This is a genomic window from Bacteroides sp. An269, assembly GCF_002159755.1.
Lineage (GTDB): Bacteria > Bacteroidota > Bacteroidia > Bacteroidales > Bacteroidaceae > Phocaeicola > Phocaeicola intestinalis.
Map to the genome: position 1 here is coordinate 1 of NZ_NFJG01000047.1, position 13197 is coordinate 13197.

Annotated in this window: 7 protein-coding genes and 1 pseudogene; 7 read left to right on the plus strand and 1 reads right to left on the minus strand. The window is 50.5% G+C overall.

The genetic code is table 11. The features are described from left to right. Positions 1 to 196 precede the first annotated feature (196 nt). Positions 197 to 1378 (minus strand): hypothetical protein, encoded by a 1182-nt coding sequence (locus tag B5F71_RS10240; protein ID WP_087209921.1) that lies wholly within the window; start codon positions 1376 to 1378, stop codon positions 197 to 199. Positions 1379 to 1553: 175 nt separating this feature from the next. Here B5F71_RS10240 and B5F71_RS10245 point away from each other — a divergent pair, with 175 nt between their 5' ends. From B5F71_RS10245 to B5F71_RS10275, 7 genes and pseudogenes are all read left to right on the plus strand, one after another. Further along, entirely contained in the window at positions 1554 to 2732 is a 1179-nt protein-coding gene (locus B5F71_RS10245) for an AAA family ATPase (RefSeq protein WP_022039072.1), read from the plus strand. A gap of 54 nt (positions 2733 to 2786) precedes the next feature. Continuing rightward, a complete protein-coding gene (gene nifJ, locus B5F71_RS10250; RefSeq protein ID WP_087209924.1) occupies positions 2787 to 6344 on the plus strand; it encodes a pyruvate:ferredoxin (flavodoxin) oxidoreductase in 3558 nt (1185 codons plus the stop codon). A 314-nt stretch (positions 6345 to 6658) separates the two neighbouring features. After that, positions 6659 to 7195: pseudogene (locus B5F71_RS10255) on the plus strand (GNAT family N-acetyltransferase); the annotation flags it as partial. Positions 7196 to 7426: 231 nt separating this feature from the next. Further along, complete coding sequence (locus tag B5F71_RS21020) at positions 7427 to 7660, plus strand: GNAT family N-acetyltransferase (protein WP_087209930.1); 234 nt, start codon at positions 7427 to 7429, stop codon at positions 7658 to 7660. Between the two features lie 189 nt (positions 7661 to 7849). Further along, positions 7850 to 10216: a TonB-dependent receptor gene (locus B5F71_RS10265; protein WP_087209933.1), complete on the plus strand. Its 2367-nt coding sequence runs from the start codon at positions 7850 to 7852 to the stop codon at positions 10214 to 10216. 193 nt (positions 10217 to 10409) lie between these two features. Further along, positions 10410 to 11333, plus strand: coding sequence for a homoserine O-succinyltransferase (gene metA, locus B5F71_RS10270; RefSeq protein WP_013617319.1), 924 nt, complete (start codon positions 10410 to 10412; stop codon positions 11331 to 11333). Then, positions 11320 to 13191 (plus strand): U32 family peptidase, encoded by a 1872-nt coding sequence (locus B5F71_RS10275; RefSeq protein ID WP_087209936.1) that lies wholly within the window; start codon positions 11320 to 11322, stop codon positions 13189 to 13191. The genes metA and B5F71_RS10275 overlap by 14 nt, the downstream gene beginning before the upstream one ends. The last annotated feature ends 6 nt before the right edge of the window (positions 13192 to 13197 follow it).

The window sequence follows — 13197 nt, forward strand, 5'->3', positions numbered from 1 at the left end:
TTTACGCATAAAGTCATGGGGGTATTAAGTTATTTCTTTCATTTACAAATTTAATAATTCTCTTGGCTTTATGCTATTTTGCTAGCACATTACAAACATAGGAACTAAAAATCAATCGGATTCTAATTTTATTTTAAGCATATTGCCTGTAACACAGAGAGTATGTCAGAATTGGATGCATTTCATATCTGACCGACTATACGATTTCGGTAATAGGGAACAGGACGTATGCCTGATAACGTGTGTCTTCGCCTACGGGAGTAAGTGATACATAACCACTTTCCAACCTTCCCCCAACCAACCTGACAGGATATGCATCTTGCATATATGCGTGAAACCTCAGGGCTTCGCCCGAAGCAGGATAATGCTCGATAACGAAACGCCCACAGGCGGTGGGACATACATAACGGTCGAAGAAAAGGCGTGAAAGTACACCCATATTCATCCGCAAGTTGATTTCGACACACGGATGGAGCATATAGTCCTTTTCATGACAAACCATCATGTCGATACCTAAATAGCCAGTATATCGTCTACCCAACCATTGGGGCAAGACTGCAAGCAGATGCTGCCGCACTTCGTATAAAGTCTCAAGTGAAATGTATGCTTCAAGCCAATGCTCTATCGTCCCATCAGAAGCCAGCAGATTGCCTTTGTAATTGCCGAAAGCATCGGTCTCGAACAACGAATAACCGGCAAACGACACCTTTCCATCCTCATCAGCACGGAACTCCATAGCGAAATCACACACCTTATTATATATAGGTTCTGCCATAACCGCCCCTTGTGTACGAAGGATACGGGCAGTCCAACCTTCTACTGAAGCTGTCCAAGTTTCGTTGGAAACAAAAGCCAATCCGCGTCCACTCCCCGACCATGGAGCTTTCAAGACACATCTTCCCCAGCCTGCCACTATCGTACGCACCTCTTCCAACGTGAAACAGGCACACGCCTCTCCACATATTCCTTTCATACCAGCAAAACTCTGCAAGATTCGGACAGCACTTGTCCTGCCCGACAAGGCACGTATATCTGCCAAGATTCCGGCGGAAGGAAGATACACTTCATCTACTTCCTCCTGCCTCAATGTATGCACCAATGCCGGACTCCAGCCCCAAGGCGACCAAGCTACAGAAGGATATGCAGCCGTCCATTCCACTTCTGGAAAAAACATCCCCCCATTACCATCTTCTTCCCAATGAGGCATTCGCCCGATAGAAGGAAGTTTTACTATACTGCCTGCAGGAGCATACCAGGCAGGAAGCACCGACAAATCGGCAGCCATACGCTGTATTTCGGCTGGCACCTTATAATAAGGAGTAAAATTGGCAAGTGCCATATCATTCTCCGGATTGAATAAAAAAACCGTTTTCTTCATGACCTAATCCGATTCTTTACAGAGAACCCAAGACATTACAAAGAACCTCCGTGTATTTCTGTGCCCTCTACGGTAAATAATACACAAAGTTACATGAAAAAATTAATTATTTTGATAACCCCAGTTTGCAAATTAATGAACTATTAGTATATTTGCACCGAAGAAATCGAAATTCATGGAAGCATTCTACAGAACACATAATTACCTGGTTGAGCATACCAACGCCCCCGTGCGACGCGACTTGATGGACGAAATAGACTGGAACGCCCGCCTTATCGGCATCAAAGGCACACGCGGGGTAGGGAAAACCACATTCCTACTACAATATGCGAAGGAAAAATTCGGCTATGACCGTTCGTGTCTGTTTGTAAACATGAACAATTTCTATTTTTCGCAATATAGTCTGGTTAATTTTGCAGGTGAGTTTGTGAAGCGTGGCGGCAAAGTGCTTCTCATTGACCAAGTGTTCAAACTTCCGCAATGGAGCCACGACCTGCGCACGTGCTATGAGCGCTACCCAAACTTGAAGATCGTATTTACAGGCTCTTCTGTAATGCGCCTGAAAGAAGAAAACCCCGAACTGAACGGCATCGTACAATCGTATAACCTGCGTGGCTTTTCATTCCGTGAATTTCTGAACTTGCAGACGGGTAACCACTTTTCTGCATACACTCTGGACGAAATCCTGACAGGACACGAACATATTGCGAAAACCATCCTTCCGCACATCAATCCGCTCAATTATTTTCAAGACTATATCCACCATGGGTTTTATCCATTCTTCCTTGAAAAACGTAACTTTTCAGAGAATTTGCTGAAGACCATGAACATGATGATAGAAGTGGATATTCTTCTTATCAAACAAATTGAACTGAAATATCTCTCAAGAATAAAAAAATTATTATATTTGTTGGCGGTAGACGGACCGGTTGCGCCCAACATCAGCCAGCTTGCTTCCGATATACAGACGTCACGTGCTACGGTAATGAATTACATCAAATACCTTGCCGACGCACGGCTGATAAACATGGTATATCCGAAGGGAGAAGTCTTCCCGAAAAAACCGGCTAAAATCATGATGCACAACACTAACCTGATGTACAGCATCTATCCGGTAAAGGTGGAGGAACAAGACGTGCTGGAGACTTTCTTTGTCAACTCATTGTGGAAAGACCACAAGGTGAACAAAGGAGAAAAAGGCACTTCTTTTCTGGTAGACGGCAATTTGAACTTCCGTATCTGCGGAGAAGGCTACAAGATAAAAAGCAACCCTGGAGTTTATTATGCCATGCACAGGACTGAACTGGGACACGGCAACCAGATTCCGCTGTGGTTGTTCGGTTTCCTGTATTAGACAACAAAGAGAAAAGAAACGATATATTTACCTAACAATATAATTAGTAATTGTATGACTAAACAAAAAAAATTTATCACATGTGATGGTAATGAAGCTGCTGCTCACATTTCGTATATGTTTACGGAAGTAGCTGCCATCTACCCCATCACTCCGTCGTCTACCATGGCTGAGCACGTAGACGAATGGGCTGCCGCAGGTCGTAAAAACATCTTCGGCGAAACTGTTTTGGTACAGGAAATGCAATCTGAAGGCGGTGCTGCCGGTGCAGTACACGGCTCGCTTCAGGCTGGTGCATTGACTACTACTTATACTGCATCTCAGGGTCTGTTGCTGATGATTCCGAACATGTACAAAATCGCAGGTGAATTGCTTCCTTGCGTATTCCATGTATCGGCACGTACGCTGGCTTCTCACGCATTGTGTATCTTCGGCGACCACCAAGATGTAATGTCTACCCGCCAGACCGGTTTCGCGATGTTGTGCGAAGGTTCTGTACAGGAAGTTATGGACTTGGCAGGTGTGGCTCACTTGGCTACCATCAAGTCTCGCGTTCCGTTCGTGAACTTCTTCGATGGCTTCCGTACCTCTCACGAAATCCAGAAAATCGAAAAGCTGGATAACGAAGACCTCGCTCCGCTTATCGACCAGAAAGCTTTGGCAGAGTTCCGTGAACGCGCACTGACCCCGAACAAACCGGTTGCACGCGGTATGGCTGAAAACCCCGACCACTTCTTCCAACACAGAGAATCATGCAATCCTTACTATGAAGCAGTTCCGGCTATCGTAGAAGAATACATGAACGAAATCAACAAGATTACGGGACGCAACTACGGTCTGTTCGATTACTATGGTGCGGAAGATGCGGAAAACATCATCATCGCTATGGGTTCGGTAACAGAAGCTACCCGTGAAGCAATCGACTACCTGACCGCTCAAGGCAAGAAGGTAGGTATGATTGCCGTTCACTTGTATCGTCCGTTCTCGGCTAAACACTTCCTGGCAAAGATGCCTAAGACGGTGAAACGTATCGCAGTGCTCGACCGTACCAAAGAACCGGGTTCAAACGGCGAACCGTTGTATCTGGACATCAAGGACGTATTCTACGGACAAGAAAATGCCCCGCTTATCGTAGGCGGACGCTATGGCCTGGGTTCAAAAGACACTACCCCGGCTCAAATCTTGTCAGTATACGAAAATCTGGAACTTCCGATGCCGAAAGACCACTTCACTATCGGTATTGTGGATGACGTTACCTTTACTTCTCTGCCTCAGAAAGAAGAAATCGCTCTCGGTGCAGAAGGCGTATTCGAAGCTAAATTCTACGGTTTGGGTGCAGACGGTACGGTAGGTGCCAACAAGAACTCTGTAAAAATCATCGGTGACAATACCGACAAATATTGCCAGGCTTACTTCTCTTACGACTCGAAGAAGTCGGGAGGTTTCACCTGCTCTCACCTGCGTTTCGGCGACCACCCGATTCACTCTACCTATCTGGTAACTACCCCGAACTTCGTGGCTTGCCACGTTCAGGCTTACCTGCACATGTACGATGTGACCCGTGGTCTGCGCAAGAACGGTACGTTCCTGCTGAACACCATCTGGGAAGGCGATGAACTGGCTAAGAACCTGCCGAACAAGGTAAAGAAATACTTTGCTGAAAACAACATCACCGTTTACTATATCAACGCTACCCAGATTGCACAGGAAATCGGTTTGGGCAACCGTACCAACACCATCCTGCAGTCGGCATTCTTCCGCATCACAGGCGTTATCCCTGTAGACTTGGCGGTAGAACAGATGAAGAAGTTCATCGTGAAATCTTACGGCAAGAAGGGTGAAGACGTTGTCAACAAGAACTATGCAGCCGTTGACCGCGGCGGCGAATACAAGCAACTGACCGTTGACCCGGCTTGGGCTAACCTGGAAGTTGAACCTGCCGCAGCAAACAACGACCCGGCATTCATCAACGAAGTAGTTCGTCCGATCAACGCACAAGACGGCGACTTGCTGCCGGTATCTGCATTCAAGGGCATCGAAGACGGTACTTGGTATCAAGGAACTGCCAAATATGAAAAACGTGGCGTAGCTGCTTTCGTTCCAGAATGGAATGCTGAAAACTGTATCCAGTGTAACAAGTGTGCATACGTTTGTCCTCACGCTGCTATCCGTCCGTTCGTTCTCGATGCAGAAGAACAGAAGGGTGCAAACTTCACTACCCTGAAGGCTGTAGGCAAGCAATTCGACGGCATGACCTTCCGCATGCAGGTTGACGTACTCGACTGCTTGGGTTGCGGCAACTGTGCTGATGTTTGTCCGGGCAATCCGAAGAAGGGTGGCAAGGCGCTGACCATGAAACACCTGGAAAGCCAATTGGCAGAAGCAGACAACTGGACTTACTGCACGGAACACGTATCAAGCAAACAGCACTTGGTAGACATCAAGTCGAACGTGAAGAACTCTCAGTTCGCTACTCCACTCTTTGAGTTCTCGGGTGCTTGCTCAGGCTGTGGTGAAACTCCGTATGTGAAACTGATTTCTCAGTTGTTCGGCGACCGTGAAATGGTTTCTAACGCTACCGGATGTTCTTCAATCTACTCAGGTTCTGTTCCTTCTACCCCGTACACTACGAACGAAAAAGGCCAGGGTCCGGCATGGGCAAACTCTTTGTTCGAAGACTTCTGCGAATTCGGTCTGGGTATGGAATTGGCTAACAAGAAGCTGCGCAACCGTATCGAAGATGCCATGAAGGCAGCTATCGCTTCGGATGAAACTCCGGCTGAATACAAGGAAGCATTCCAGGAATGGATTGACGGACGCAACGATGCCGACAATAGCAAAGCTGCTGCCGAAAAGATTATCCCGATGGTAGAAGCCGCCAAGGATAAATGCCCGAACTGCGCTACTATCTACGAGTTCAGAGATTACCTCATCAAACGTTCTCAGTGGATTATCGGTGGTGACGGTGCTTCTTACGATATCGGCTACGGAGGTCTCGACCATGTAATCGCTTCGGGCGAAGACGTAAACATCCTCGTATTGGATACCGAAGTTTACTCGAATACCGGTGGCCAGTCATCTAAGGCTACTCCGCTGGGCGCTATCGCCAAGTTTGCCGCTTCCGGTAAGCGCGTACGCAAGAAAGACCTTGGTCTGATTGCCACTACTTACGGTTATGTATATGTAGCTCAGATTGCGATGGGTGCCGACCAGGCTCAGACGTTGAAAGCCATCCGCGAAGCAGAAGCATATCCTGGTCCGTCATTGGTTATCGCATACGCTCCGTGTATCAACCACGGATTGAAAGCAGGTATGGGTAAGAGCCAGGCAGAAGAGGCTAAGGCCGTAGAATGCGGTTACTGGCACTTGTGGCGTTTCAACCCGGCTTTGGAAGACGAAGGCAAGAATCCGTTCTCGCTCGACTCGAAAGAACCGAACTGGGCTAACTTCCAGGATTACCTGAAAGGTGAAGTACGTTTCGCTTCTGTAATGAAACAATATCCGACAGAAGCAGCCGACTTGTTCGCAGCTTGCGAAAAGATGGCGAAGAAACGTTACGATTCTTACAAACGTATGGCAGCAATGGACTGGAGCGAAGAAAAAGCTGAATAATCAGGTTTGACATTATAGTGTAAGAAACAGCCGGTCTGAACATTCGGACCGGCTGTTTTTTTATACTTCCCGCGACATTTATTTATATGAATTCCGCATTTCACCAATAAGGAGTTATTTCAGGGAATTAAAGGGAGTTAGAAGCCAATACTTTTACCAAACATCCCATGTAGGGGCGTATCGCATACGCCTTGAAGACATCCACGTGGATTAGTTGACGTATTCGGGCGTATGCGATACGCCCCTACATGGCAATTGGGTGAAATGCGGAGATTCAAATTTTTATTTATGCATAATATATTTTCCCTCAACTCATGAATACATTTTTAGAAACCTCCCGACTTATTCTCCGCCCTTGGCAAGAAGCCGATGCGGAAGCCTTGTACAAGTATGCGAAAGACCCTGCTATCGGGCCTATAGCCGGATGGCCACCCCACACCTCCATAGCACACAGCCTGGAAATCATCCGCACCGTCTTTACTGCTCCCGAGACCTACGCCGTGGTACTGAAAGAAACAAATGAACCAGTAGGAAGTGCCGGCATTATGTTTGGCGACGGCATGCACAGTGCTGCCATGCAGGCTGATGAAGCTGAAATCGGTTATTGGATAGGTGTGCCCTACTGGGGGCAGGGATTGATACCCGAAGCTGTAAGATGCCTATTGCAGCGGTGCTTTACCGACTTAGGCGTGTCGGCGGTGTGGTGTGGATATTACGATGGAAATACCCAATCGCGCCGCGTAATGGAGAAATGCGGACTTACCTATCATCACACGGAGAGCGGCAACACATCTCCTTTGGGCGATATACGCACGGAACATTTCATGCGGATTACGGCAGAAGAGTGGAAGGCGCTTCAACAGATTCGGGAAATAAACAAAGATGCCCGGCCAACGGAACTCATCAGCCAACTGACGCAGGTATGGGAATCATCCGTCCGCGCCACCCATCACTTTCTGAGCGAACAAGACATCCGCAACCTTCGTCCCATGACCGAAGCAGCATTGCGCACCATCGATACCTTGATTATAGCGTTTGCCGCCAACAAACCTGTTGGCTTTATGTGCATCTAAGACCAGAAAATAGAAGCCCTGTTCCTTGCTCCCGGACATATCAGAAAAGGAATCGGAAAACGGCTCATCCGGTTGGCTATCAATCGATACAAAGCTTTCTACATCGATGTAAACGAGCAGAATGCACAAGCTACAGACATTTACCGCCACCTCGGTTTCGAAGTCTTCCGCCGCAATGAAACCGACAGCCAAGGAAACCCTTTCCCGATATTGTGCATGAAGTTCAATCCTAATAAGGTATAACCATGCTATCGGATTCTACCTGCCATCATAAGTGGTCAGAAATGGCAAAGAGATAGAACGTACATTCATCGTTTTCGATATTCCATATACAAAAATTTCCTCATTTATGAGGATTGCATGTGTCAGAGATTTGGCATTACTTTGCAGGCGAGTTTTTTTCACCCCTAAAGCATAACACAAAAGAAATATATGAAAACAAGACTTATCTTTACAACGCTGGCACTTGCCGCCACCGCCGCGGCATCCGCCACAACACACGACACCTTGCGCGACACCACACGAGTGATCGACATCGAAGAGGTAGTGGTCATCGCCACCCCTAAGGAAAACACCCGCCTGCGCCAACAGGCACTCTCCGCCACCTTGCTCTCGCAAGCGGACATACGGAGCCGGCAAATCGCATCGGTAAAATCGCTCTCTGGGTTGGTGCCCAACCTGTTCATCCCCGACTATGGGTCGAAGCTCACCACCTCGGTCTACGTACGGGGCATCGGGTCGCGCATCAACACGCCTGCCGTAGGGTTGTATGTTGACAACGTGCCCTTCATCGACAAGTCGGCGTTCGACTTCAACTACTCCGACATCGAACGCATCGACGTGATGCGCGGACCGCAGGGCACGCTGTACGGGCGCAACACGATGGGCGGGCTGATACGTGTGTTCACCAAGTCGCCCTTCACCTATCAGGGGACGGACGTGCAACTCAGTGCCGCCACCTACAACGATTACAAGGTGATGCTGAAGCACTACCACCGTATATCCGAACAATTCGCCTTCTCGGTAGGAACCTTCTACGAACACAAAGGAGGATTCTTCAAGAACGCTTTCGACGGCAAGCGCATCGACACCGATGACGAGGCAGGAGGACGCATCCGGGCCATCTGGCTCCCCAATGCCAACCTGAAACTGGACTTCACCGCCAATTACGAGTACACCAACCAAGGCGGATACCCCTACGCCTATACCGGACGCACCGATGGCGAAGAGGAAGACCGCGCCGAATACATCGGCACCATCTCGTACAACCGCCCCAGCGGATACAGGCGCAACCTGGCAAACGGCGGACTGAGCATCGAACACCACGCAAGGAACTTCATCCTGAGCAGCGTCACCGGATTCCAGTACCTGCACGACCGGATGACATTGGACCAGGACTTCACCGAAGCCGACATCTATACCCTGGTGCAGAAACAAGACGCAAAAACCCTGAGCCAGGAAATCGTACTGAAGTCGACCCCCGGCACGCGCTGGCAATGGACCACCGGCGTGAGCGGATTCTACCAATGGCTGGACACCGGCGCACCCGTCACCTTCCACGATGAGGGCATCAGCAGCCTGATAGAAGACAACATCAATGCCGGACTGGCACAACTCCCCGCAAGTGCCCCTACCCTCTCGGCAAGCGTCACCACCCGGCCTCTCCTTGTACCCGGACACTTCAAGACACCTGTACTGAACGGTGCCATCTACCACCAGTCGACATTGAACGACCTTTTCACCGAGGGACTCTCGCTTACCGTAGGACTACGGCTGGATTATGAAAAGCTTTGGCTGGACTATGACTCCCGCTGCGACATGGGCTTCGACTTCGGCGTATCAGCCCCTTTCCTGCCCCAGCCCATCTCCCGCTCGCTGGCGGCATCGGTGCGCTTCGCCGGCAAAGAGCACACCGACTACCTGCAACTCCTCCCCAAGTTCACCCTGCAATATGCGTGGAACCCCGAAAACAACGTCTACGCCACCGTGAGCCGAGGATACCGTTCGGGCGGATACAACATCCAGATGTTCTCCGACCTGATACAAGCCGACTTGCGCACCGCGATGATTGATGCCGTGAAGCAAGATGAAGTGTTCGGCAACTTCGCCGGAATGATTCCCGACTTCCCCTCTTCGGACGTGGACGTGACAGATGCCACCCTCTACAAGCCCGAATATGCATGGAACTACGAGGCGGGCGCACACCTCACCGCGGCAGGTGGAAAGCTGCAGACCGACCTTGCCTTCTTCTACATGGACACGCGCGACCAGCAGATTTCGCGCTTCGCCGAAACAGGATTGGGGCGCATCACCGTCAATGCCGGGAAAAGCCGAAGCATCGGAGCGGAAGCATCGTTGCGTGCCCGCCTGACCGATAATTTCCTCCTGAACGGAAGCTATGGCTACACCTACGCTACCTTCACCGACTATGTGGTGAGCGACACGGAGAACTACAACGGACGCTACGTGCCCTTCGTGCCCAAACACACGTTCCACATCGGCGGGCAATACCGTTTCGTCTTGCGAAAGAACGCCATCCTCGACAACATCACCGTAGATGCCAACTATCGTGCGGCAGGGCGCATCTACTGGACCGAACAGAACAATGCCAGCCAGCCCTTCTACGGCACACTGGACGGGCGCCTCAGCTTCAACAAAGGGAACGGGCAGGTGGCACTCTGGATAACAAACGCCCTCAACAAGCGTTACCAGGCGTTCTACTTCGAATCGATGAACCGTGGTTTCGAGCAACAAGGACGCCCCCTGCAAGTAGGCATCGACCTGCGGTGTAACTTCTGATTGGGTTTCACCACAGATAGCACAAAGCTTTTTATTCAATAATGCGAATCAGGAACAGACTTCCTGATTCAAAATTAAAAAGCATGAATGATGAATGAAGAATCGCTTCGCCCGCATGGAATTCTTCATTCTTCATTCATCATTCTTCATTAAAAAAACTTATCTTTGTGGCTGAAAAAAAACAAATGTTTCTATGCCACTGAATTTACCTGATAAATTGCCTGCCATCGACTTGCTGAAGGAAGAGAATATCTTCGTTATTGATACATCGCGGGCAAGTACACAAGACATACGTCCGTTGAAAATCGTCATCCTCAACCTGATGCCGATAAAGATTACTACCGAGACCGACCTGATACGGTTGCTCTCGAACTCGCCCCTCCAGATAGAGGTGAGCTTTATGAAACTGAAGAGCCATACCTCGAAGAACACGCCCATCGAGCACATGAAGGCGTTTTACCGTGACTTCGACCTGATGCGCGACGAGAAGTTCGACGGGATGATTATCACCGGCGCACCGGTGGAGCATCTCGATTTCGAAGACGTGAACTACTGGAGCGAGATACAGGATATATTCAATTGGACGCGTACGCACGTCACTTCTACCCTTTACATCTGCTGGGCGGCACAGGCTGGGCTGTATCATTTCTATGGGGTGCCCAAGTATCCGCTGGAGAAAAAGATGTTCGGCATCTTCGAGCATCATGTGTGCGAGGGGTTCGGGAAGCTGCCTATCTTCCGCGGGTTCGACGATGTGTTCTTCGTGCCGCACAGCAGGCATACGGAAGTGCGCCGCAAGGACATCGAACGCTGCCCCGAGCTACAGATTGTTTCGGAATCGGAAGACTCGGGCGTACATATCGTGATGGCGCGCGGAGGACGCGAGTTTTATGTGACGGGCCATTCGGAATATGCCCCTTATACACTGGATACTGAATACCGGCGCGACTTGGCGAAAGGCTTGCCCATCGATATGCCGAAGAATTATTATCGCGGAGATGACCCGGAAAAGGGACCGCTGGTGCGCTGGCGCAGTACTGCCAACCTCTTGTTCTCCAACTGGCTGAACTATTACGTATATCAGGAAACACCGTATGATATCAATGAAATCAAGTAACCCCCTTTCCGTCCCCCCGGTGAGGGCTATCGAACTGCTGGCTCCTGCCAAGAACCTGGAGTGTGGAATCGAAGCCATCAACCACGGAGCGGATGCCGTGTATATCGGGGCACCCCGTTTCGGAGCACGTGCTGCTGCCGGAAACTCGTTGGACGACATCGCGGCACTGGTGCGTTATGCCCATCTGTACCGTGTGCGCATTTACGTTACGGTGAATACCATCCTGAAAGAAGACGAACTGAAAGCCACCGAGGCGATGATTTGGGACCTGTACCGCATCGGGGTGGATGCGCTTATCGTACAGGATATGGGCATCACACAACTGGACCTGCCGCCTATCCCCCTGCATGCCAGCACGCAGATGGACAACCGCACGCCGGAGAAGGTGCAGTTTCTTGCCGAAGCCGGATTCCGCCAGGTGGTGCTCGCCCGTGAGTTGAGCCTTGACGAAATCGGCCGTATCCACCGCCGGTGCCCCAGCACGTTGCTCGAGGTCTTCGTCCACGGGGCGTTGTGCGTGAGTTATAGCGGGCAGTGTTACGTCAGTCAGGCGTGTTATGGGCGGAGCGCCAACCGCGGCGAATGCGCCCAGTTTTGCCGCCTGGGATTCGACCTTGTGGATGCCGACGGGAAGACCATCGTAAACAACAGGCACCTGCTCTCGCTCAAGGATATGAACCAAAGCGCGAACCTCGAAGCCTTGCTCGATGCGGGGGCTTCATCGCTCAAGATAGAAGGAAGGCTGAAAGACGTGTCGTATGTGAAAAACGTCACGGCATATTACCGCCAGCAACTGGATGCCATTTTCCGCCACCGGAAAGAATACATGCGGGCATCATCGGGCACGGTGCATCTGGCTTTCCGTCCCCAATTGGACAAGAGTTTCAGCCGCGGATTTACCGACTATTTCGCCCACGGACGCAATCCGGGTATCTTCAACCTGAATACTCCGAAATCGTTGGGCGAAGAGGTAGGCACGGTGAAAGAAGTACGGGGCAACTGCCTGACCGTGGCGGGCGTGAAGTCCTTCGCCAATGGAGACGGATTGTGTTACCTCGACGGACAAGGCAAGTTGCACGGTTTCCGGGTAAACCGTGTGGAAGGCAATAAGCTGTTCCCGTTGGAAATGCCTCGCGGCATACGTCCGAAAACAATGCTGTACCGCAATTTCGACCAAGAGTTCGAGCGCGTGATGCAGAAGAAGTCCGCCATAAGGAAGATAGCGGTGGACATGCGTCTGGAAGCAAATCCTTCCGGCTTCACCCTCGACCTTTCCGATGAAGACGGGACAAGGGTGAGCGTGGTGCTGGAACGGGAAAAAGAACGGGCACGTACCCCGCAAGCCGAGAACCTGAAGGCGCAGCTGGGCAAGTTGGGCACCACGCCTTTCGAAGCCCGTGAGATTGCCATTGGTTTTTCAGAAGACTGGTTTATTCCCGCATCCGGACTTTCGGACTTGCGCCGCCGGGGAGTGGAGTGCCTGCTTCAGGCACGCCGCATCACCTATCCGCAAGAGCGCAGGCAATGGGAGCAGACCGCGCATCCTTATCCCGAAAAAGAACTGGATTATCGCGGCAATGTGATGAATACGCTTGCCGAGGCTTTCTACCGCCGCCACGGTGTAGAGCGGATAGCTCCTGCTTTCGAGCGGGAAGCGCCGGCAGGAGTGGCGCTGATGTTTTGCAAGCATTGCATCCGCTATAGCCTGGGCTGGTGTCCGGTGTATCAGAAAAAGCGTTCGCCCTACCGCGAGCCTTATTACCTGGTGAGCAGCGACGGCAAGCGTTTCCGGCTGGAATTCGATTGCAAGGCGTGCCAGATGAAAGTTTTTTCACCACAGATTACACAGATTGAATAAATAGAT